The sequence below is a fragment of the Caulobacter soli genome (genome assembly GCF_011045195.1).
Classification (GTDB): domain Bacteria; phylum Pseudomonadota; class Alphaproteobacteria; order Caulobacterales; family Caulobacteraceae; genus Caulobacter; species Caulobacter soli.
This window is the reverse complement of record NZ_CP049199.1, coordinates 867816-888821: the sequence shown is the minus strand read 5'-3', so window position 1 is coordinate 888821 and position 21006 is coordinate 867816. Positions and strand designations below refer to the sequence as shown.

17 protein-coding genes are annotated in these 21006 nt (G+C 68.0%); 7 read left to right on the top strand and 10 right to left on the bottom strand.

Going from position 1 to position 21006, the window contains the following annotated elements:
* The first annotated feature begins 114 nt into the window (after positions 1–114).
* Positions 115–1332 (top strand): PQQ-dependent sugar dehydrogenase, encoded by a 1218-nt coding sequence (locus G3M62_RS04400; protein WP_165185034.1) that lies wholly within the window; start codon positions 115–117, stop codon positions 1330–1332.
* A 136-nt stretch (positions 1333–1468) separates the two neighbouring features.
* Here the strand turns inward: G3M62_RS04400 and G3M62_RS04395 are convergent, their stop codons facing one another.
* The 4 genes from G3M62_RS04395 to G3M62_RS04380 are packed head-to-tail and all read right to left on the bottom strand — an operon-like array spanning position 1469 to position 3558.
* Positions 1469–1840: a hypothetical protein gene (locus G3M62_RS04395; protein WP_165185032.1), complete on the bottom strand. Its 372-nt coding sequence runs from the start codon at positions 1838–1840 to the stop codon at positions 1469–1471.
* A gap of 58 nt (positions 1841–1898) precedes the next feature.
* The gene (locus G3M62_RS04390; RefSeq protein ID WP_165185030.1) at positions 1899–3014 is read right to left on the bottom strand and encodes an NAD(P)/FAD-dependent oxidoreductase; all 1116 of its coding nucleotides are present in this window, start codon (positions 3012–3014) and stop codon (positions 1899–1901) included.
* Complete coding sequence (locus G3M62_RS04385) at positions 3011–3286, bottom strand: type II toxin-antitoxin system RelE/ParE family toxin (protein WP_165185029.1); 276 nt, start codon at positions 3284–3286, stop codon at positions 3011–3013. Before G3M62_RS04385 ends, G3M62_RS04390 begins: the two co-directional genes overlap by 4 nt.
* Entirely contained in the window at positions 3283–3558 is a 276-nt protein-coding gene (locus G3M62_RS04380; protein WP_246263466.1) for a hypothetical protein, read from the bottom strand. Before G3M62_RS04380 ends, G3M62_RS04385 begins: the two co-directional genes overlap by 4 nt.
* A 171-nt stretch (positions 3559–3729) precedes the next feature.
* On the opposite strand from G3M62_RS04380, the gene G3M62_RS04375 reads away from it, so the two are divergent.
* The 3 genes from G3M62_RS04375 (at position 3730) to G3M62_RS04365 (ending at position 6900) form a co-directional block, all read left to right on the top strand.
* Positions 3730–4848, top strand: coding sequence for a hypothetical protein (locus G3M62_RS04375; RefSeq protein ID WP_165185025.1), 1119 nt, complete (start codon positions 3730–3732; stop codon positions 4846–4848).
* Between the two features lie 81 nt (positions 4849–4929).
* Positions 4930–5523 (top strand): TetR/AcrR family transcriptional regulator, encoded by a 594-nt coding sequence (locus tag G3M62_RS04370; protein ID WP_165185024.1) that lies wholly within the window; start codon positions 4930–4932, stop codon positions 5521–5523.
* A 63-nt stretch (positions 5524–5586) separates the two neighbouring features.
* Positions 5587–6900, top strand: coding sequence for a glycoside hydrolase family 1 protein (locus G3M62_RS04365; protein WP_205691941.1), 1314 nt, complete (start codon positions 5587–5589; stop codon positions 6898–6900).
* A gap of 77 nt (positions 6901–6977) precedes the next feature.
* On the opposite strand, the gene G3M62_RS04360 is transcribed toward G3M62_RS04365, so the two are convergent.
* Positions 6978–10415, bottom strand: a complete 3438-nt coding sequence (locus G3M62_RS04360) for an indolepyruvate ferredoxin oxidoreductase family protein (RefSeq protein WP_165185020.1) — start codon at positions 10413–10415, stop codon at positions 6978–6980.
* Positions 10416–10557: 142 nt separating this feature from the next.
* Here G3M62_RS04360 and G3M62_RS04355 point away from each other — a divergent pair, with 142 nt between their 5' ends.
* Entirely contained in the window at positions 10558–11055 is a 498-nt protein-coding gene (locus G3M62_RS04355) for an Lrp/AsnC family transcriptional regulator (protein ID WP_029914476.1), read from the top strand.
* A gap of 96 nt (positions 11056–11151) precedes the next feature.
* Here the strand turns inward: G3M62_RS04355 and G3M62_RS04350 are convergent, their stop codons facing one another.
* Positions 11152–12894: a hypothetical protein gene (locus G3M62_RS04350; protein ID WP_205691940.1), complete on the bottom strand. Its 1743-nt coding sequence runs from the start codon at positions 12892–12894 to the stop codon at positions 11152–11154.
* A gap of 200 nt (positions 12895–13094) precedes the next feature.
* Here G3M62_RS04350 and G3M62_RS04345 point away from each other — a divergent pair, with 200 nt between their 5' ends.
* On the top strand, positions 13095–13985 hold the full coding sequence (locus tag G3M62_RS04345) for a pirin family protein (protein ID WP_165185018.1): 891 nt from the start codon (positions 13095–13097) through the stop codon (positions 13983–13985).
* A 3-nt stretch (positions 13986–13988) separates the two neighbouring features.
* Here the strand turns inward: G3M62_RS04345 and G3M62_RS04340 are convergent, their stop codons facing one another.
* Positions 13989–14372, bottom strand: a complete 384-nt coding sequence (locus G3M62_RS04340) for a hypothetical protein (protein WP_165185016.1) — start codon at positions 14370–14372, stop codon at positions 13989–13991.
* A gap of 194 nt (positions 14373–14566) precedes the next feature.
* On the opposite strand from G3M62_RS04340, the gene G3M62_RS04335 reads away from it, so the two are divergent.
* Positions 14567–15586 carry an adenosine deaminase gene (locus G3M62_RS04335; protein WP_165185015.1) on the top strand — a complete coding sequence of 340 codons (1020 nt, stop codon included), beginning with the start codon at positions 14567–14569 and terminating at the stop codon, positions 15584–15586.
* A gap of 114 nt (positions 15587–15700) precedes the next feature.
* Here the strand turns inward: G3M62_RS04335 and G3M62_RS04330 are convergent, their stop codons facing one another.
* The 3 genes from G3M62_RS04330 to G3M62_RS04320 form a co-directional block, all read right to left on the bottom strand.
* On the bottom strand, positions 15701–16687 hold the full coding sequence (locus G3M62_RS04330) for a DegT/DnrJ/EryC1/StrS family aminotransferase (protein WP_165185013.1): 987 nt from the start codon (positions 16685–16687) through the stop codon (positions 15701–15703).
* A 131-nt stretch (positions 16688–16818) separates the two neighbouring features.
* Positions 16819–18384 carry a class I adenylate-forming enzyme family protein gene (locus G3M62_RS04325; RefSeq protein WP_165185011.1) on the bottom strand — a complete coding sequence of 522 codons (1566 nt, stop codon included), beginning with the start codon at positions 18382–18384 and terminating at the stop codon, positions 16819–16821.
* 126 nt (positions 18385–18510) lie between these two features.
* Positions 18511–20589, bottom strand: coding sequence for a 3-hydroxyacyl-CoA dehydrogenase NAD-binding domain-containing protein (locus G3M62_RS04320; RefSeq protein WP_165185010.1), 2079 nt, complete (start codon positions 20587–20589; stop codon positions 18511–18513).
* Between the last annotated feature and the right edge of the window lie 417 nt (positions 20590–21006).

The window sequence follows — 21006 nt, the reverse complement described above, 5'->3', positions numbered from 1 at the left end:
ACGCCCCGCAAGTCAACGACGCCCGCCTTCTTCACAGAGCCTGGGATGACAACGGTGCGTCGCGATGACAACGTAGTCACCTGACCAATCGTCGCCCCTCACCAGGACAGTTTCATGCGTCTTCGCCATTTCGCCCTCGCCGCCCTGGTCCTGTCGGCCTGCGGTCCCGCCAACACGGCCAGCGCCCTGCCCAACCCGCCGGTCCAGACCCGGCCGCCCAACGCCGAGGGGCAGACCCCGGCCTTCCCGCAGCAGACCCGCGCGCCGGAAGAGAACCTGGGCGTGGCCTATACGGTCGAGACCCTGGCCACGGGGCTGGACCACCCGTGGAGCCTGGCCTTCCTGCCCGATGGCTCCAAGCTAGTCACCGAGCGCGCCGGCCGTCTGCGGATCCTGGGAACCGACGGCAAGCTGTCGCCGCCCGTCGCCGGCCTGCCCGAGGTCTGGGCCCAGGGCCAGGGCGGCCTGTTCGACGTGGTCCTGTCGCCTGACTTCGCCAAGACCGGCCTGATTTACTGGACCTACGCCGAGCCGCGCGACGGCGGGGCCGGCGCCACCGCCGCCCGCGCCAAGCTGGTGCTGGGCGCCCAGCCGCGCCTGGAGAACGTGCAGGTGCTTTGGCGGCAGATGCCGGCGTCGTCCTCGCCGCTGCAGTTCGGCGGCCGCCTGGTGTTCGCCCGCGACGGGGCGTTGTTCGTCACCGGCGGCGACCGGGGCGTGCCGTACGACAAGGCCAACGCCCGGAACCTGGACGTGAGCGTCGGCAAGCTTGTCCGCATCCGCCCCGACGGTTCGATCCCGGCCGACAACCCCTATGTCGGCAATCCGCAGGCCAAGCCCGAGATCTGGTCGGTCGGCCACCGCAATATCCAGGGCGCGACGCTCAACCCGTGGACCGGCCAGCTGTGGACGGTGGAACACGGCGCCAAGGGCGGCGACGAACTGAACAAGCCCCAGCCGGGCAAGGACTATGGCTGGCCGACCATCACCTATGGCGAGGACTATTCGGGCAAGCCGATCCTGGGCGGGATCACCAGCCAGGCGGGCCTGGAGCAGCCGGTCTACTACTGGGATCCGGTGATCGCGCCCTCCGGCCTGGCCTTCTATGACGGAAGCCTGTTCCCGGCCTGGAAGGGCAGCCTGTTCGTCGGCGGCCTCAAGGGCTACTTGGTGCGCTTGACCCTGAAGGACGACAAGGTGGTCGGCGAGGAGCGCCTGCTGTCGGAGCTGGGCTTCCGCATCCGCGACGTGGTCGTGGGGCCGGACGGGGCGCTGTACCTGGTCACCGACGAGGATGACGGTCGGGTGCTGAAGCTGGTTCCGAAGACCTAAATCCTCCCCCTGTGGGGGAGGCGGCCGAAGGCCGGTGGGGGGAGTTTTAGGGTCGACGATCCAGACTACGGTCGCCTGCCGATCACTCCCCATCCGTCGGCTTCGCCGACACCTCCCCCACAGGGGGGAGGACCGCCTACTTCGGCTTCCCCTTGCGCGCTTCCCAAAGGCTCGCCGCCAGCGACGGCTTGCCCTTCATCAGGGTCGCGGCGGCCATGCCGGCCATGAACGAGGCGGTGGGGTGCGACTGCATCATGGCCAGCACGCGCTGGTCCAGCGGCGGCTGGCGGGTGCGGGCCAGGTGCCGCTTGTGCACCAGCGACCAGATGGTCACCACCACCGCGGCCACGATCGCGACGATCGCGTAGGCCCAGGCCGAGCCGACCCACTGGGCCAGGAAGGCGAACACCGCCATCGCCCCGGCCACGGCGGCGATGGCCGCGGCCATGATCAGGCCCGCCCCGGCCATCATCCGCGAAATCAGTCTGTCGATGAAGTCGTCCAGCATCACGCCCTCCTGAAAAGCCAAGATTGCAACGCGCGAAGCCGAACTTGGTGTCAAGATCCTAGGCGGTCAGCCGCCGGGCGACCTCTTCGCCGATCGCCAGCGAACTGGTCAGGCCCGGGCTCTCGATGCCGAACAGGGCCATCAGGCCTGCGAGCCCATGGATGTCGACGCCGCTCAGCAGGAAGTCGGGCTGGGGCTCGTCCGGGCCGTGGATCTTGGGCCGCACGCCGGCGTAGTCGGGAACCAGAAGATCTTCGGGCACATCGGGCCAGAACTTGCGGATATAGGCGGCGAAGGCCGCCGCCTTGGACGGGTCGACCGAATAGTCGGGGGCCGGCACATATTCCAGGTCGGGCCCGAACACCGCCTGGCCACCCAGGTCGTTGCGGTAGTGGGTGCCCAGGGCTCCGTGGATCGGCGGCGGATAGATCAGCCGCTGAAACGGCGCCTTGGCCGCCAGCCGGAAATAGACGCCCTTTCCGTAGTGGGCCTTGGGGATCTTGTCGGCGGGGAAACCCTCGATGGTCGCGGCCACGCCCTGCGCGGAGAGACCAGGCGCGGTGACCAGCAGGCGGCAGGACAGGCTGGCCGCCTCGGCCCCGCCGATCCGCACGGTGAAGCCGCCGCCGGCCAGGGGCGTCGCGCCCTCGAACGGTGTGTTGACCACCACCGCCCCGCCGGCCGCCTCGATCTCGCCCTGCAGGGCCAGCATGTAGTCGTGGCTGGCGAACACGCCGCTCTCCGGCGACAGCAGGGCGGTGTGGGCGTTGAGGCCGGGCTCCAGGGCCCGGGCCTGCGCCCCGGTCAGGTGCTCCATGCCCTCGACGTCGTTGTCGAGCGCCTGCTGGTAGATCGCCTCCAGCTGCGGGATCTCGCTCTGGCTGGTCGCCACCACCAGCTTGCCGCACTTCTTGTAGTCGAGGTGATGCTTGTCGAGGAACGCGTACAGCAGCCGCCGCCCTTGCACGCAGAACCGCGCCTTCAGCGAGCCGGTCGGATAGTAGAGCCCACCGTGGATCACCTCGGAATTGCGCGACGACACGCCTTGGCCGATGTGGCCCTCGCCCTCCAGCACAGCCACGACCAGCCCACGCTGGGACAGAGCGTAGCCGCAGGCCAGACCGACCGCGCCAGCGCCCACGACGACGGCGTCGAAATCAAACTCTTGGGTCATTTGAGGGTCGCCGAATGCTCTATGGCGCGGATCAGAACCTCGTCGTCGGTCACCTCGTAGAAGACGACGTAGGCTCCATACGGTAGCCGACGAAAGCGAGGATGATCGCCGACGGCCTGGGCCGCGAAGGGAAAGGGAGCGAGCTTTTCCAGGTTCGCTCGCAAGGTGGACACAAACCGCTCCGCCGCGCGTGGGCTGTCCGCCGCGATGTCGTCGCCAATGCGTTTCAGATCACGTTGCGCGCGCCGCGTTACGACAAGTCTTCGGCTCACTCGCCAGCGGCCTCGGCGCGCGCCTTCAGGTCCGCCAGCAATTCGTCAAAGACGAGGCCCGCGTCCAAGTAGTCCTTGGGATCGATCGACTCGGCTTCAAGTTCGTTGAGGAAACGTTCGAGCTTCTCGGATCCCCCCATGATCTCCGAAGCCCGGCGATAGTTCAGTTCGGCCAATTCGGCGGCGACCGCCTCATCCAGCGACGAGAACTCACCTCGCGCGACTCTCGCCTCGAGATCGAAGGCGTCGTCCGGCGCCAGGTTGACGGCCACGGATCCAGGGCGAACGGGCTTGTTCATGGCCTCAGCCTATCACGCCCCCGCGCCCGCGCCACCCGTCGGCGACGTACGCGCCCTTCATTGCCCTTTTTCGAGAGCTGTGAAACCTTGCTCGACAAGGTTGAGGCATGCTGGTCGCGGGAGCCAGCCCCAGGGAAGGGCATCATGAACTTCGGCGCCGCGCTCGACGTCGCGATCGGGCTGATCTTCGTCTATTTGCTGGTCAGCCTGTTCGTCACCGCGATGAACGAATACGTCTCCAGCTTCCTCAACAAGCGCAGCGAATATCTGCTGCAGCGGGTGCAGAGCCTGTTGGGCGGCGACGGGACCGAGAAGAAGACCGGCGAGTGGTCGCCCGAGATGTGCGCGGTCTGGAACCACCCGCTGATCAGCGCCCTGAAATCCCACAACACCGCCGAAGACCACTGCACCCAGCGCGGCGCGCTGCTGAAGAACGCGCCATCCTACATCCCGGGCAAGACCTTCGCCCTGGCCCTGACCGAGACGCTGAAGCCGTCCGAGACCGCCCACCTCAGCTTCACCCAGCTGAAGACCGCCGTGGCCGGCATCGAGAACAACGAGCGGCTGAAGAACGCCCTGCTGCCGATGCTGGACGACGCCGAGGGCAAGCTCGATGTGTTCCAGACCAACGTAGCCACCTGGTTCGATCGGGCCATGGACCGCACCAGCGGCGCCTACAAGCGCTGGATCCAGCGACTGACCTTCTGGGCCGGTTTCGCCGTGGCCCTGGCCTTCAACGTCAATTCGATACAGCTGATCGACAACCTGTGGCGCGACCCCGTGGCCCGCGCCGGCCTGGTGGCCCAGGCCTCGCAGTCGGCCCAGAGCGCCGAGGACGCGCGAGGCCTGCAGACGCGCCTGACCGCCCCGGCCCCGACCGCCGCCACTGACGAGACCGCCGCGCCCTCGGACACCGGGGACGCGGCGCCCGAATGCGCCTGCGACGGCGAAGAGAAAGGCGCGGCGCTGGCCCAGGAACTGCCCCTGCCGATCGGCTGGAGCCAGGAAAGCCTGTGCGCGCTGGTCCACCAGCCGCTGAAGTCGCTGCCGCCCAGCAAGCGGCCGACGTCCACCTGCGCCGCGCCCTATCGCAGCGGCTGGAGCGCGACGGTGAAGATCTTCCTGACCCTTCTGGGCCTGGCGATCACCGGCCTGGCCGTTTCGTTGGGCTCGCCGTTCTGGTTCGGGACCCTGCAGTCGGTGACCAACATCCGCGCCACCGGCGTCAAGCCCGACCGGTCCGACGGCACGGCGCAGCGATAGACGAGCCCGCGCCCACCTTGACGGCCGCCGAAACCTTACCTAGTGATCGCTAGGTAAGGTTTTTGGGACGAGCCGCCCGCCATGAGCCGCAGCCACATCCGCATGAGCAAGGACGACCGGCGCGCCCTCATCCTGGCCGCCGCGGTCGAGATCATCGGCGACAAGGGCTTTCACGGCTTCAGCATCAAGGACCTGGCCGTCCGCTGCGAGATGACCGACGCGGGCCTGCTGCATCACTTCGGCTCGAAGGCGGCCCTGCTGACCGCGGTGCTGGACGAGCGGGACCGGCAGGACGAGATCGCCATCGCCGCCGCCCTGGGCGAGGCGGCCGATCCCGCCCGGCGCACGCCGCTGGCCGTGCGCCACATCCTGCGCGCCCTGGTCCAGCGCAACAGGGAAAAGCCGGAGTTCGTCCGCCTCTACGCCATGCTGCGGGTCGAGGCGATGGCGCCCGACCATCCGGCCCACGCCTATTTCCGGCAACGCGACACGGCGGCTCACCAGATGTTCACCCGCCTGCTGGGCGTGATCGACACCGACGCCGACAGCCTGGCGCGCCAGGTGCTGGCCGCCCTCGACGGACTGGAGCTGCAGTGGCTGCGCGACCAGCAGGCGTTCGACCTGGTCGGCGAGTGGGACAAGCTGGCCGACAAGCTGCTGCGACCAACGCCCTAGACGCGAAACACAAGCGGCGGCGCTCAGACCGCCTGATCTCGAAGGGAAGGAACACTCATGGACATGGATCGTCGAACGATGCTGGCGGCCACGGGCGCGGCGGCGGCGATGTCGGCCACCCTGACGGCCGGGAGCGCTCAGGCCGCCACGCGCGCGGGATTTCCGGCCGGCTTCCGATGGGGCGCGGCCACGGCCGGCCACCAGGTCGAGGGCGGCAACGTCGGCAGCGACATCTGGCTGCTCGAACACATCCAGCCGACCCTGTTCCAGCAGTCGTCCGGCGACGCCTGCAACAGCTTCGAGCTTTGGGCAACCGATCTGGACCTGGTCAAGGCGCTGAATCTCGACACCTATCGCTTCTCGCTGGAATGGGCGCGGATCGAGCCGGCCCAGGGCGAGTTCTCGCAGGCCGCGCTCGACCACTACGCCCGTATCATCGACGGCTGCCATGCGCGCGGTATCACGCCGATGGTCACCTTCTCGCACTTCTCGCTGCCGCGCTGGTTCGCGGCCCTGGGCGGCTGGACCAGCCCCGAGGCGGCCGACCTCTTCGCCCGCTATTGCGACAAGGCCGCGCGGCGCCTGGCCGCCGGCATGGGCTACGCCGTCACGCTGAACGAGCCGAACATGATCGCGGTGATCGCCGCCGCCCTGCCCCCGCAGGCGATCGCCTTGGTCGAGCAGATGAACGCCGCCGCCGGCCGCGCCTGCGGATCGACCAATTTCCGCAACGGGATGATCCCGCAGTTGAACGACATCTCGCTCACCCAGACCAACCTGCTGGCGGCGCACAAGGCCGGTCGCGCGGCGATCAAGGCCGTGCGCGGCGACCTGCCGGTCGGCGTCAGCCTGACGGTCTCCGACGATCAGGCCGTGGGCGAAAACAGCCTGCGCGACCAGAAGCGGGCGCTTTATTACGGCGCCTGGCTGGACGCCATCAAAGGCGACGACTTCGTCGGCGCGCAGAACTACGCCCGGGCCGAATACACCGCGACGGGCGTGCTGCCGCCGCCCAAGGGCGTTCCGATCAGCGAAATGGGCGTGGAGGTCTATGCGCCGTCGCTGGCCGGGTCCGTGCGCTATGTGCACGAAGCCACGGGCCTGCCGGTCATGATCACCGAGCATGGCGTGGGGACGCCGGACGACGCCATCCGCGCCAAGTTCATCCCGGAGTCCCTGGCCGAACTGCAGAAGGTCGTGGCGGCCGGCGTGCCCGTGCTGGGCTATGTCCACTGGTCGCTACTGGACAATTTCGAGTGGATCTTCGGCTACAGCAAACACTTCGGCCTGTGCGAGGTGGACCGCGCGACCTTCAAGCGCACGCCCAAGCCCAGCGCGGCGGTGCTGGCGGGGATCGCGAAGGCCAACCGCGTCTAGAACGTACCAGTCAGACGCCCCTTCGCCGGGAAGACGGAGATAGGTGGAAGCCCTGTCGCCAGTCGAAGGGGTGAGCCTCACCCCTCCCACTGCGACCACAGCGTCGCCGCTTCGGCCTTGGCCTTGACCACCGCCGCGTCCTTGACGTGGCCATAGCCGCGGATGTCCTGCGGGACGGCGGCGATGCGGGCCGCCAGGGGCAGGCGCTCGGGCGTCAGGCCGCCGGCCAGGCGGTCCAGCGTGGTCTCGTAGTCGGCGATCAGGCCGCGCTCCATGCGGCGCTCTTCCGTGCCGCCGAACACGTCCAGCGGACCGCCGCGCAGGCCCTTCATCCTGGCCATCAGCGGGAAGGCGTAGTCGAGCATCCAGCCGCCGAAGGCCATCTTGCGCGGCGTGCCGTCCTTGTTCTTGGCGCCGATGATCGGCGGGGCCAGCCAGACCTTGGCCTTGCCGCCCTTGAAGGTCCCGGCCAACTCGGCCGCGAACCGGCCGTCGGTATAGAGCCGGGCGACCTCGTATTCATCCTTGTAGGCCATCAGCTTGTAGAGGTTCACGGCCGCCGCGCGGGTCAGGGGCAGGCCCTTCTCCTCGCCGCCGTTGGCCACTTCGGCCGAACGGACCTTGGCCACCTTGGCGGCGTAGCGGTCGGCATAGGCCTGGTTCTGGTAGGCGACGAGATCGGCCGTGCGCTTGGCGATCAGCTCGTCCAGCGACATCGTCTCCGGCGTCGGCACATCGGCGTCTCGCGGCCCCATCGAAGCCGGGTCGTGCGCCACTTTCCGGCCCAGCTCGAAGGCGGCCAGGTTGGACTCGTAGTCCACGCCGTTCAGCTTGATCGCCCGATAGACCGCCCGGCTGGACAGCGGGATCACGCCGCGCTGCCAGGCGAAGCCGACCATGATCATGTTGGCGAAGATGGCGTCCCCGAACTGGGTCTCGGCCAGATGCTGGGCCGGGCAGGCGTCGAACGACTTGGTCGCGCCCTTGATCCGGCGGGCCATGGCCCCGCTGTCGAAGCGTACGTCGCGGCTGGTGACGAAGTCGGCCGTGGGCGCGAAGTCGCTGTTGCCGAAGGCGGCGGTGCGGTCCTTGGCGTACAGCGACAGGCCCTCGGGCGAGGCGGCCACCAGCATGTCGCAGGCGATCAGCACGTCGGCGCTGGCGGCGGGCACGCGGCCGCCGACCACCGTCTCCTCGGTCTCGCCGATCTTGACGTGGCTGAACACCGAGCCGCCCTTTTGGGCCAGGCCCGTCATGTCGACCACGCTGCCCGAGCGGCCGTCGACATGGGCCGCCATGGCCAGGATCGAGGCCACGGTGGTCACGCCCGTGCCGCCCACGCCGGTGAAGATGATCTTCCGCACGCCGTGGAAGTCCTCGAACACCGGCAGGGGCGTCGAGTCGGCCGTCAGGGCCGGAGCCTTCTTGGCCTTGGTGTTCTCGGCCCCTTCCAGGGTGATGAACGACGGGCAGAAGCCGTCGACGCAGCTGTAGTCCTGGTTACAGCTCGACTGGTTGATCTTGCGCTTGCGGCCGAACTCGGTGTTCAGCGGCTCGACCGACACGCAGTTGGACTTGATCGAGCAGTCGCCGCAGCCTTCGCAGACCAGCGGGTTGATGAACACCCGCTTGGTGGCCTTGGCCATGGTGCCGCGCTTGCGACGGCGGCGCTTTTCGGTGGCGCAGGTCTGGTCGTAGAGCAGCACCGTGGTGCCGGCCGTGTCGCGCAGCATCTTCTGCACGCTCATCAGCTCGGAGCGCGGGAAGACCTCGACGCCGGGGGCGAGATCGGTGACGCCCTGATAGCGCTCCAGCTCGTCGACCACGATCACCGTCTTGGCCACGCCTTCGCTGGCCAGCTGGCGGGTGATCTGGGCCGGGGTGAAGCCGCTCTCGGCCCGCTGGCCGCCGGTCATGGCGACCGCGTCGTTGAACAGCAGCTTGTAGGTGATGTTGGCCCCGGCCGCGATCGCCGCCCGGATCGCCAGGGATCCGGAGTGATTGTAGGTGCCGTCGCCCAGGTTCTGGAAGACGTGCTTTTCGGTGGTGAAGGGCGCGGCCCCCACCCAGGTCAGGCCTTCGCCGCCCATGTGGGTGTTGAGGTCGGTCATCGGGTCGTTGAACCCGGCCATATAGTGACAGCCGATGCCGGCCAGGGCGCGGCTGCCCTCGGGCAGCTTGGTCGAGGTGTTGTGCGGGCAGCCCGAGCAGAAGAACGGCTTGCGGGCCTGGTCGGCGGCCAGGCTGACGGCGGCGACGCCGGCGGCCGAGACCCGGTTCAGATAGGCCTGGGCCCGCTCCATGTGCGGGCCGGGCGGCAGGCGGTCGTAGATGGCCAGGGCGATTTCGGCCACCGACAGCGAGCCCAGCTCCGACAGCAGCGGGTGGCCGTGCTCATCCAGCTTGCCGATGATCCGGGGACGGGCGTGGGCCGGCAGGTCGTAGAGGGCGGCGCGCGCCTGAGGCTCGATGAGCCCGCGCTTGTGCTCGATGACCATCAGGGTCTCCAGGCCCGCGGCGAAGGCGCGGATGCCCAGGGGCTCCAGCGGCCACGGCATGCCGACCTTGTAGATCGACACGCCCAGGTCGGCGGCCTCCTCAAGGCTCATGCCCATGGCCGTGAAGGCCTCCAGCACGTCCTTGTAGGCCTGGCCCTGGCAGACGATGCCCAGGCGCGCCTTGCCGACACGCACATGTTGGGCGCCCAGCACCACGCGGTCGATGCCGTTGGCGCGGGCGAAGGCCAGGGCGGCGGGGATCTTGTGCAGGCGCAGCCGCCGCTCCTTCTCCATCGGCTGGTCCTTCAGCCGGATGCCCAACCCGCCGGGCGGCATCGAGAAGTCGGGAATGACCAGCTTGTGGCGGTCCAGCGAGACGTCGATGGTCACGCCGCTGTCCATGGTGTCGGCCAGGGCGATCATGCCGGTCCACAGGCCGCTGAAGCGCGACATGGAAATGCCCAGCAAGCCGTAGTCGAGCACCTCCTGCACGTCGGCCGGCGACAGCACCGGCATCTCGAAGTCCTGGAAGGCGAATTCCGACTGCGACGGCAGGGTCGAGCTCTTGCAGGCGTGGTCGTCGCCGGCCACGGCCAGCACGCCGCCGGTTGGGAAGGTTCCGGCGAAATTGGCGTGCTTGAAGACGTCGCCGGTGCGGTCCACGCCCGGCGCCTTGCCGTACCACATGCCGAAGACGCCATCGTGCGTCGCGCCCGGGAACAGGTTGGCCTGCTGGCTGCCCCAGACCGCCGTGGCGGCCAGGTCCTCGTTCAGGCCTTCCTTGAAGACCACGTCATGGGCGCCGAGCAGTTTGGAGAGGCGCGCGGCCTGCTGGTCCAGTCCCCCGAGGGGCGAGCCGCGATAGCCGGAAAGGAAGCCCGCCGTATTGAGTCCGGCCCGGGTGTCGAGGCGCTTTCGATCGAGGAGGATTCTGATCAGCGCCTGCACGCCGGTGATGAACGCGCGACCATCTTCGAGCAGATATTTGTCGTCGAGCGTGACTTCCGAGTGCCGCATAGCAAAAAAATTCCTCCCGGGTCTTCCTGCCCGCTCAGCAATATCTTATAGAAACGGGGAAATTGTTTGCCCAAGGTGTGCCCGACTCAAGGCCGCTTTGCGCAAGATCAGCGCGCCAATCACCCTCTGGGGGGAGGAAATCTTGTCCGAACAACTCGACGCCGTGGATGCCAAGATCCTGGATCTCATCCAACACGACGCCGGACTGTCCGTCGCGGAGATCGCGGAGCGAGTCGGGCTGTCTTCCAGCCCGTGCTGGCGCCGGATCAAGCGCCTTGAAGACGCGGGCGTGATTCAGCGCCGCGTGACGATCCTCGACCGCGAAAAGCTGGGCCTGGGTTTCGAGGTCTATTGCACCGCCAAGCTGTCGCTGCCGACCAAGGAAAACCTCGAGGTGTTCGAGCAGGCCGTGGGCAAGTGGGCCGAGGTGGTGCAGTGCGCCACCGTGACCGGCGCGGCCGACTACGAGCTGCGCATCGTCACCCGCGACATGCGCGCCTTCGACGAGTTCCTGCGCGACAAGCTGCTGTCGCTGGGCCTGGTCAGCAACATCGAAAGCCGGATCGTCATCCGCGGCGTCAAGAACTCCACGGCCGTGCCGTTGGGTCTGGTCAGCCCCTATGTCAGCCCGCTGAGCTAGCCTCTCGCCTTCCGGACGGCCAAGGCGGGGGATCCCCCGCGCCCGGGCTTGAACGCTGCGCCGCGCGCCCCGTTCAAGCCCGAGGTCGGCGATCGCTCAGGGCAGACCCTCGATCTTCCACTGCGCGTTGGCGTTGCCGGGATTTCCCGCCCCCGTCAGATAGGGCTCGTCGCCCTTCAGCCACACATAGTTGTTCCAGTAGGTGCTGCGGATCGAGCGCCCCTGGCCCGCGGGCTTGAGATCGTAGCTGGCGGGTTCGATCACACCGGGCGCGTAAAGCTTCATCGCTCCGTCCGCGACCCGATAGTCCAGGAACAGCAGCGGATCGGCGGCGGACCGGAACATCGCCTGGCTCTGGGGCCCGACCACGACGAAGTCGAGCGGCGCGCCGGGCCGGTTGTAGATCCACGAGCCATTGGAAATGCCGCCAGGGGCGATCATGTACTGCTGGTTGGCCACGCTCTTGATGCGCACCCGGATTCCGGTGTCGGCCGGCTGGTTCTGAATCTGCCAGCCCGCCGGCGGATCCAGCAGCTTCCCGGTCGGCCCGTTGCGCCAGCGCCATGAGAACCAGGTGTGCAGCTGGGGATCGAACTGGTCCTGATAGCCGGCCCAAGGCACGGCGTTGTAGAGGCACTGCTTCTGGTCGGCTTCCAGCTTGCGGATATAGGTCATCTGGTCGGTCGTCCCGACATCGAGGCCCGCCATGCACTGGGCCTGGGTCTTGCCCTTGCCAGACTGGCCAGCGGCCAGGACGTAGCTGGCGTCACGATGGGACTCGTTGTCGTACCAGCCCGTCATTTCGTCCTTGTCGTAGCTCAGCCAGTGGTCGACGAGGGTCTGGGCCTCCTTCCGCGCCGCGTCCGCGCGCTGGTCGGCGGGTAGGCCCATGGTGCGGATGAAGGCCGCCCACAGATCCTTGGTCGCCTCTGTCGCCACCAGGGCCACCGGCTTCATGTTGCTGGCCTTGTACGAGGTCCAGGTGGGATTGAGCCGGCTGTCGACGTTGTTCTTCCAGATCACGTCGCCGCTGGAATAGTTCAGGATCGCCGAAACCGCGTGGGTGTGCTGCTCGGATCCCAGCGCGCACACGTAGCTCTTCACCTGCCGGACCTTGATGAAGTTGTCTTCCGGGACGCGAACGGTGTGTTCGGAGCTGAACGAGTCTTCGAACAGGTGCACCGCCCGGCCGAACAGGAAGTAGTTCTTGTCGACCGTGACCGCGGCCGAGCCGGTGGCCCCGCCGTCATAGACCGTGATCGCGGTCTTGGGCGCGGTGGCGGCGGCGACGAAGTATTGGATGAAGCGCTGCTGCGAGGCCTTGGCGGCGTTTACCCCGCCCGCCCCGCCGACGTCGTCGTAGCGGCGCATGAAGTGGTCGTACTGGATGTCCGCCGGCTCCTGCGCCACGGCGTCCCAGCAGGTCTTGGCGGTGATGACGTTGTAGCCGGCGAAGTCGACCCATCGCTCGCCGATGATGGCGTCATGAACGGCCTTGTAGCGCGAGGCGTAGCGGGTGTCGTTCCACGCATGGCCCTTGAGACGCTGGGCCTCGGCCTGCGCGCCCGGCGTATTGAGAGCGATGTTCCAGGCCCCGCCGGTTCTCGGCCCCCAACCCCGGCGCGGATCGTTCGGGTCGCGCTGGTCGGGCGGCGCCACCGGTGAGACGCCGAGCACCTCGATCGCCGCCATTCGGGTTAGCCACTCATGCCCCATGGGGATCGCATTGCCGACGCCGAGGGAGACGCTCTGGGTAAATGTGCCCCCGGGCCAGGCCGCGCCGAGACCGACGAGCAGCGCGGCGGCCGCTCCCAGCTTGCCGATAACCGATGCCCGCATGTCCTGTCCCGCCCTCGCCCGAATGAACGTCGTCAGACGAAAGTGTAGAGGCGAGAGAAAATACTCGCAATGGGAGATTTCGGATCGATCTCACCCTCAGGATGTGGACCGTTCAACGATACCGGCGCGGCCGTTTTGTTCTAGGATCGGACCGTCCTCGCCTTCTACAGTAAGGCCTCCAGCCTTCCGGAGCTCTCCCCATGATCGACCTCGTCATCGACCAGCGCCGCAAGGATCTCGGCGGCTTCGAGGTCGGGCGCGTGCTGCCGTTCCACAGCCGGCGGATGGTGGGGCCCTTCACCTTCTTCGACCACATGGGTCCCGTCGAGTTCGAGCCCGGCTTCCCGCGCAATGTCGACGTGCGGCCGCACCCGCACATCGGCCTGTCGACCCTGACCTATCTGTTCGAGGGCGAGATCACCCACAAGGACAGCATCGGCTCCAACCTGGCCATCCGTCCCGGCGAGGTGAACTGGATGACGGCCGGCAGCGGCATCACCCATTCCGAGCGCTTCGAGCACCTGCGCGAGGTGGGCGGCAAGATGCACGGCATCCAGGCCTGGGTGGCCCTGCCCGACGGCCAGGAGGAGATCGCCCCGGCCTTCTCGCACCACGCCCGCGACGAGATGCCGATCTTCGAGGACAAGGGCCTGAAGGCCGCCTTGGTGGCCGGCAAGGCGTTCGGCGCCTCGGCCAAGGTGCCGGTGTTCTCGCCGCTGTTCTACGTGCACTGGGAAATGGCGGCGGGCGCCAAGGCCGGGCTGCCGGCCGAATATCCCGAGCGCGCGGCCTATGTGGCGGTCGGCAAGGTCGAGGTCGACGGCCAGGTGCTGCACGCCGGCCAGATGGCGGTGTTCAAGCCGGGCGAAACGATCGTCTTCGAGGCCCTGGAGCCCTCGACCGTCATGCTGCTGGGCGGCGAGCCGGTGGGGCCGCGCTTCATCGAGTGGAACTTCGTCTCCTCGTCCAAGGAGCGGATCGAACAGGCCAAGGCCGACTGGCGCGCCCAGCGCATGAAGCTGCCCGACCTGGACGACCAGGAGTTCACCCCCCTGCCCGAACCGCCGCCGCCCGCCCCGCCGATGTCGTAGGCGCTAGAGGAACGGTCCCGGCAGCCGCAACGGCCCGGGCCCGACCTCATCATCCGCCTCGCCCACCGCTTCGTAGTGCGCCACCAGCTTGGCGCAGGCGCCCAGGAACAGGGGCTCGACGAAGGCCGCCTCGCGGTTGGTCAGGCGGACGATCTCGGCCAAGGCGTGGCCCCGGCCGGCGGCCATGTCCATCACCGCCACCTCCTGGGCCGACAGCGCCGCGCGGGCGCCGGCCAGGCGCTCCACCGCGTCCAGCCGCTGGAAGCCGTCATCGCTGGCCAGCACCTTGCGATAGTCGCGGCCGTACAGCGCCGAGGCCTGGGCTTCGGCGAAACCGATGTCGGGGCCGGGGTCTTCGATGGGGATGGGGAGGCGTTCGGAGGTCACGATCGGGTTTCTAGCACGTTTGGCGCGCACCCACTTGCCCCCACCTGACCGCTTCGCGGTCTGTCCGCCCCCATAGGGGGCGGAGCGCTCTTCCCCCTACGGGGGAAGACGACCGCGAAGCGGTCCGTAGGGGGCAAGCGTTCGCCGCACGATCTCGGTTGAACACCCCCGCCCCCAGCGCTCATAACGTCATCATGACCGATCTCGCTCTCGAAACCTTCGTCCGCGGCCTGCCCAAGGCCGAGCTGCACATGCACATCGAGGGCAGCCTCGAGCCCGAGCTGATGTTCGAACTGGCCGCGCGCAACGGCGTGACCCTGCCGTTCAAGACGGTGGACGAGATCCGCGCCGCCTACGCCTTCTCCAACCTGCAGGACTTCCTGGACATCTATTACCAGGGCGCGGGCGTGCTGCTGACGGAGGCCGACTTCAAGGACCTGGCCCTGGCCTATTTCCGCCGGCTGAAGGCAGACGGCGGGACCCACGCAGAGATCTTCTTCGACCCCCAGACCCACACCGATCGCGGCGTGGCGTTCGGCACGGTGATCGACGGGCTGACCGCCGGCATGGAAGAGGCCGAGCGTACGCTGGGCGTCACCTCCAAGCTGATCCTCTGCTTCCTGCGCCATCTGGACGAGGCCGCCGCCTTCGCCACGCTGGAAGACGCCAAGCCTTATCTCTCCAAGATCGCGGGCGTCGGCCTGGACTCCTCGGAAGTCGGCCACCCGCCCGCCAAGTTCGCCCGGGTGATGCAGGCCGCTCGCGACCTGGGCCTGAAGGTCGTGGCCCACGCCGGCGAGGAAGGCCCGCCGGCCTATGTCTGGGAGGCGGTGGACGTGATCAATGTCGACCGCATCGACCATGGCAACCGTGCGCTGGAGGACGACTGCCTGACCGCCCGCCTGGTGCAGGACGGCACGACGTTGACGGTGTGCCCGCTGTCGAACCTGAAGCTGTGCGGGGTGAGCGACCTGAAGGAGCATCCACTGAAGCGGATGTTGAAGCTGGGCTTGAAGGCCACGGTCAATTCCGACGACCCGGCCTATTTCGGCGGCTACCTGCTGGAGAACTATCTGCAGACGGCGGAGGCTGTCGGCCTGACGCGGGACGAGCTGGTGACCCTGGCGAAGAACAGCTTCACGGGGTCGTTTTTGGACGAGGCGGAGAAGGCTCGGCGGGTGGCTGAAGTCGAGGCGTACGCTGCGGCGCACTGACTTGCCCCCACCTGACGGCTTCGCCGTCTGTCCGCCCCCATAGGGGGCGGAGCGCTCTTCCCCCTTTGGGGGAAGACGATCGCGAAGCGATCCGTAGGGGACAAGTGTTAGCCGCTAGAGCGCCTTGCGAACCGCTTCCGCCAGCTCATCCAGTTCCGCGATGCCCAGGTCCGCGTGGAACGGCAGGCTCAGCACCGACTTGGCCAGGCGATCGGCCACCGGCGTCTGGTCGCGGACGACGACGCCCGGACCCACCGGGTTGGTCGCATAGCCCATCTCGGCCAGCTTCTCGGCCACGGCCGGGGCCGCGCCTTCCTGCAGGCTGACGACCCAGGCGTCGGACACCCAGCTCATGCCCCAGCCCGGCTGGAAGCCGATCGGGGCGCCCAGCAGCAGCATGCGCAGGCGCTGGGCGGCGGTGGCCAGGCGCAGGCGCTGGCCCGACCAGCCCTCGAGACCGGCGTCGCCGGCGAAGGCCGGCGCATCAAGCCTGGCGATGAAGTCGGCGTTCTGGCTGGCCACGAACACGCCGCGCCCGCCCGGCAGGCCGACGACCACGGGGACTGGGGCGTCCATGATCACATCGAAGCCGTCGGTGGCGTCGACCACGATCGGCAGGCCGGTCTCGCGCTGGAAGGCGGCCCAGGCGGTCATGTCGGGGGCGCGGCCGAAAGCGCAGGTGGGGACGATGGCCTCGATCGGCGGCGGAGCCTCGCCCAGGCGCTCGCGCAGGTGGGCCGGGTCGAACATCCAGCTGTAGGGATCGACATCGACCAGCCAGGGCCGCAGGCCGGCGGCGGCGATCGCTTGCAAGGTGGCGACCGAGGCCAGGGCCGGAACGATGCAGACCCCGCCGCGGCGCACGCCCGAGGCAAGCAGGGCGGCGGTCAGGGCGGCCACCCGGGTGGAGACGGCGCGGACGGCGGTGGGACGGTCGAAGCGATCGGCCAGCTTGGCGTCGAGACCGGGGGTCAGCCCCTGTCGGAGCACCTTCTCCACGGCCGCGAAATCCATCGGGACGCCGGCGGCCGCGAGCGCCGCCTCGGCCTTGGCCTGCTTGCGGGCTTCCGGCGACAGAGCGGCTTTGGGGAGGGCTTGCATCAGACGTCGCTTCCGAACAATCCGGCTCTGTCACACGACAGCGCCTTTATGGTTAAGCAAACGTATCGACTGACTCGGAGGGTCCCGATGCGGCGCGCCGTCGCGGCAAAAATGTGTTCGGAATCTTCCGCCTAGGCAGAAGCTGTCCAACGCTCGCGCAGTTCGCGCTTCAGGACCTTGCCGATATGGCTGCGGGGCAGGGATTCCACCAGCTTCAGGTCGACCAGCCGCTGGGTCTTGCCCAGGCGAGCATTGACCCAGGCCCTCAACCCGTCCGCGTCAATTCGCGCATCTCCGCCCCTTGGAGGCTTAAGCGCCACGAAGGCCACCGGCGATTCGCCCCAGGCGTCGGACGGCACCCCGACCACCGCGGCCTCGACAACGTCGGGGTGCTGGACGATCTCGGCCTCGATGTCGCTGGGATAGATGTTGAAGCCCCCGCTGATGATCATGTCCTTCTTGCGATCCATCAGGGTGAGGAAGCCCTCCTCGTCGAACCGGCCGACGTCGCCGGTGCGGATGAAGCGCCAGCCCTCGGGCGAGGTCCACGTCGCCTCGGCGGTCTTGCCCGGCTGGCCGTGATAGCCGTTCATCATGCCCGCCGAGCGGCCGACGATCTCGCCGACCACGCCGGGACCGACCTGGACGCCGTCCTCGTCGATCAGCCGGATGTCGTGGCCGGGCGCGGGCTTGCCCACCGTGTGCAATTTGTCCGGATGCTCATGGGCCATCAGGATGCAGGTGCCGCCGCCCTCGGTCATGCCGAAATATTCGACCAGGCCGCCGGGCCAGCGCTTGAGGACGTCGGCCTTCAGCTCGGCCGAGAACGGGGCGCTGGTGCAGAACTTCAGGTGGGTCGACGACAGGTCGAAGTCGCCGAAGTCGGGCCGATCCATCAGGCGGCGATACTGCACCGGCACCAGCATGGTGTGGGTCATGCGATGCTTCTGGGCCAGTTCCAGGTACTTGCCGGCGTCGAACTTCTTCATCAGCACCACCGCGCCGCCGCCCGCCAGGGTGGGGAAGAAGCAGACCAGGGTGGTGTTGGAATAGAGCGGGGTCGACAGCAGGGTGACGGCCTCGGGGCCGTAGCCGACCGCGTCGCCGCGAAACACGTGCCGCCAGCGCATGCCGTGCGACTGGACGATGCCCTTGGGCGCGCCGGTCGTGCCGCTGGAATAGATGATGTTGAACGGGTCCTCGGGCGCGATGGCCACGGCGGTCGGGATCGCGCCGACGGGGGCCAGCCAGGTCTCGAAGGCCTCGCCAAAGTCGGCCCCGTCCAGGGCGATGTCGCGCACGGCGATCGGAGCGGGCTTCTGGGCCTGCGCCACGCCCGCGTCCATGAAGAACAGCCGCGCGCCGCAGTCGGCGACCATGCCGGCGATGGCCTCGGGCGTCGAGGACGGCGCCAGGGGCGCGACGGCGACACCGGCGCGCAAGGCGCCGAGGAAAAGCGCCGTGTACGGAATGGACGACAGGGCGCAGACGGCGACGGCCTCGCCTTGGCCGATCCCGTCGCGCTGCAGGGCGGCGGCGACCCGGTCGGCCAGGGCGTCGAACTGGGCGTAGGTCACGGCCTCGCCGGTTTCCATGATCACGGCGGGATGGTCGGGGTTTTCCGCCGCCCGCTGACGCAGGATGTCGCCCATCACGCCGTAGTCGGCGGTCATCATGGCTTGGATGGAAGGGGACATGGCGAAAACTCCGAGGGACCGCCCTCGTCCTTCGACAGGCTCGGGATGAGGGCTACTTAAGCTCAGCGTCGGCAGTCAAAACCCTCATCCTGAGCTTGTCGAAGGACGAGGGTTTTGCTCAGCGGATCAAGCGTCCTTGAACCCCTTGCCCTCGGCGACCAGCCGCTCCAGCAGAGCGGACGGCTTGAAGTCGTCGCCGAACTTGGCCTGGAACTCCTGCATCTTCGCCAGGATGGTCTTCAGACCCACCAACTCGCCCCAGAACATCGGGCCGCCGGTATAGACGGGCCAGCCGTAGCCGTTGATCCACACCGTATCGATGTCCGAAGCGCGGATGGCCTTGCCCTCCTCCAGGATCTTGGCCCCCTCGTTGACCATCGGATACAGGCAGCGCTCCAGGATCTCCTGGTCGCTGATCTCGCGGCGCTGGATCTGGCGCTTCTCGGCGAAGTCGAGGATCACCTGCTCGACCTCCTTCGACGGCTTGGCCACGCGGTTCTCGTCGTAGTCGTAGAAGCCCTTGCCGTTCTTCTGGCCGCGCCGGTCCATCTCGCACAGCACTTCGCGCACGGTGGACGACGAGGTCTTGGCCGGGTCCCAGCCGATGTCGAGACCCGCCAGGTCGCTCATCGCGAACGGCCCCATCGGCAGGCCGAAGTCGTAGAGCACGCGGTCGACGTCCCAGGGCATGGCGCCTTCCAGGATCAGCTTCTGGGCCTCGCGCTGGCGCTGGGCCAGCATGCGGTTACCGACGAAGCCATGGCAGTTGCCGACCAGCACCGCGACCTTGCCGATCTTCTTGCCGATCTGCATGGAGGTGGCGATCACCGACTTGTCGGTCTTGGCCCCGCGCACGATCTCCAGCAGCTTCATCACATTGGCCGGCGAGAAGAAGTGCAGGCCGATCACGCTTTCCGGCCGCGAGGTCGAGGCGGCGATCACGTCGATGTCGAGATAGCTGGTGTTGGAGGCCAGGATCGCGCCGGGCTTGGCGATCTTGTCCAGCTTGCCGAACACCTCTTGCTTGATCTCCATCAGCTCGAACACGGCCTCGATGATCAGGTCGCAGTCGGCCAGGTCTTCCAGGTGCATCGAGGGCGTCAGCAGGCCCATGCGCTTTTCGACGTCGTCCTGGGTCAGGCGGCCCTTCTTGGCGGTGTTCTCGTAGTTCTTGCGGATCACGCCCACGCCGCGATCCAGGTTCTCCTGTTTGGCCTCGATGATGGTCACCGGGATGCCGACATTGAGGAAGTTCATCGAGATGCCGCCGCCCATGGTGCCGGCCCCGATGACGCCGACCTTCCTGATCGGCAGGATCGGCGTGTCGTCCGGCACGTCGGGGATCTTGGCGGCCTGGCGTTCGGCGAAGAACACGTGGCGCTGGGCGGCCGACTGGCTCCCGCCCACCAGTTCCAGGAACAGCTTGCGCTCGACGGCCAGCCCTTCGTCGAACGGCAAGTTCACCGCCGCCTCGATGCACTGGATGTTGTATTCGGGAGCCTTGAAGCCACGGAACTTGCGGGCGTTGGCCGCTCGGAACTCGCTGAAGATCTCGGGCTTGCCGCGCGCGGCCTCGACCTTGGCGTTCTGGTCGCGGATGCGGGTCAGCGGCTTGTCTTCGGCCAGGGCCACGCGGGCGAAGGCGATGGCCCCGTCACGCAGGGCGTCTTCGGCGACCAGGCTGTCGAACAGGCCCATGGCCAGCGCCGCCTTGGCCGGCACGTGCTGGCCGGTGGTGACCATCTCCAGCGCCTTTTCGGGACCGACCACGCGGGGCAGGCGCTGGGTGCCGCCGGCGCCGGGCAGCAGGCCGATGTTCACCTCGGGCAGGCCCGCCTTGGCCGACGGCACGGCCACGCGGTAGTGGGCGACCAGGGCGACCTCCAGCCCGCCGCCCAGCACCGTGCCGTGGATCGCGGCGACCACCGGCTTGGGCGAGCCCTCGATGACGTTCTGCACCTCCTGCAGGGTCGGGCCGGTCATCGGCTTGCCGAACTCGCTGATGTCGGCGCCGGCGATGAAGGTCTTGCCTTCGCAGATCAGCACGATGGCCTTGACCGCCGGATCGGCGATCGCCGCCTCGAAGGCGTCCTTCAGGCCCTGGCGCACGGCCGAGCCCAGGGCGTTGACCGGCGGCGAGTTCAGCGTGACGACGCCGATGTCGCCTTCGACGGTCAGATCCGTGACGTTGTTGATCGCGGCCATGGCGTATCCACCCTCAAGTCTGTGGTTGCGTTCTTTTGAACGGTTGTTTGAAGCAAAACCTGCACGACCCGGCGACGAAGTCCAGAGGTCCGTAACGGCGCCGCCAAATTAGGCGCCGGCCATTGACGCCGCCGCGCTCATACTTGAAGTTCGAAAACATAAGTTTCAGCCGGAGCCAATCCGTGCGGGCGGGGAGGAAGCCGCCGAGTGAAGCGTCCGCGCCCCCGCGAGAACGCCGAGATGTGCTCCGACTGTCCAGGGCGTACGCGTAGGGAGATTGGCGCTCAGGTGGCGGCTTGCACGCGTGCCTGACCTTCGAAGCCGACCGCCTTGCGCGCACGCGGCGCGCCTGCCTCGGCGTGTCGACTTAGGTGAAGCGCACTCGGCGCGGGAGCCCTCTCCCGCGCCGCTTTCTTG

Excerpts from the sequence above, each read along its gene's own strand:
- G3M62_RS04320 (WP_165185010.1), bottom strand. The coding sequence starts at position 20,589 with ATGGCCGCGATCAACAACGTCACGGATCTGACCGTCGAAGGCGACATC.
- G3M62_RS04370 (WP_165185024.1), top strand. The coding sequence starts at position 4,930 with ATGAGCCGCAGCCACATCCGCATGAGCAAGGACGACCGGCGCGCCCTC.
- G3M62_RS04345 (WP_165185018.1), top strand. The coding sequence starts at position 13,095 with ATGATCGACCTCGTCATCGACCAGCGCCGCAAGGATCTCGGCGGCTTC.
- G3M62_RS04335 (WP_165185015.1), top strand. The coding sequence starts at position 14,567 with ATGACCGATCTCGCTCTCGAAACCTTCGTCCGCGGCCTGCCCAAGGCC.
- G3M62_RS04330 (WP_165185013.1), bottom strand. The coding sequence starts at position 16,687 with ATGCAAGCCCTCCCCAAAGCCGCTCTGTCGCCGGAAGCCCGCAAGCAG.
- G3M62_RS04360 (WP_165185020.1), bottom strand. The coding sequence starts at position 10,415 with ATGCGGCACTCGGAAGTCACGCTCGACGACAAATATCTGCTCGAAGAT.
- G3M62_RS04395 (WP_165185032.1), bottom strand. The coding sequence starts at position 1,840 with ATGCTGGACGACTTCATCGACAGACTGATTTCGCGGATGATGGCCGGG.
- G3M62_RS04375 (WP_165185025.1), top strand. The coding sequence starts at position 3,730 with ATGAACTTCGGCGCCGCGCTCGACGTCGCGATCGGGCTGATCTTCGTC.
- G3M62_RS04365 (WP_205691941.1), top strand. The coding sequence starts at position 5,587 with ATGGATCGTCGAACGATGCTGGCGGCCACGGGCGCGGCGGCGGCGATG.
- G3M62_RS04400 (WP_165185034.1), top strand. The coding sequence starts at position 115 with ATGCGTCTTCGCCATTTCGCCCTCGCCGCCCTGGTCCTGTCGGCCTGC.
- G3M62_RS04390 (WP_165185030.1), bottom strand. The coding sequence starts at position 3,014 with ATGACCCAAGAGTTTGATTTCGACGCCGTCGTCGTGGGCGCTGGCGCG.
- G3M62_RS04325 (WP_165185011.1), bottom strand. The coding sequence starts at position 18,384 with ATGTCCCCTTCCATCCAAGCCATGATGACCGCCGACTACGGCGTGATG.
- G3M62_RS04350 (WP_205691940.1), bottom strand. The coding sequence starts at position 12,894 with ATGCGGGCATCGGTTATCGGCAAGCTGGGAGCGGCCGCCGCGCTGCTC.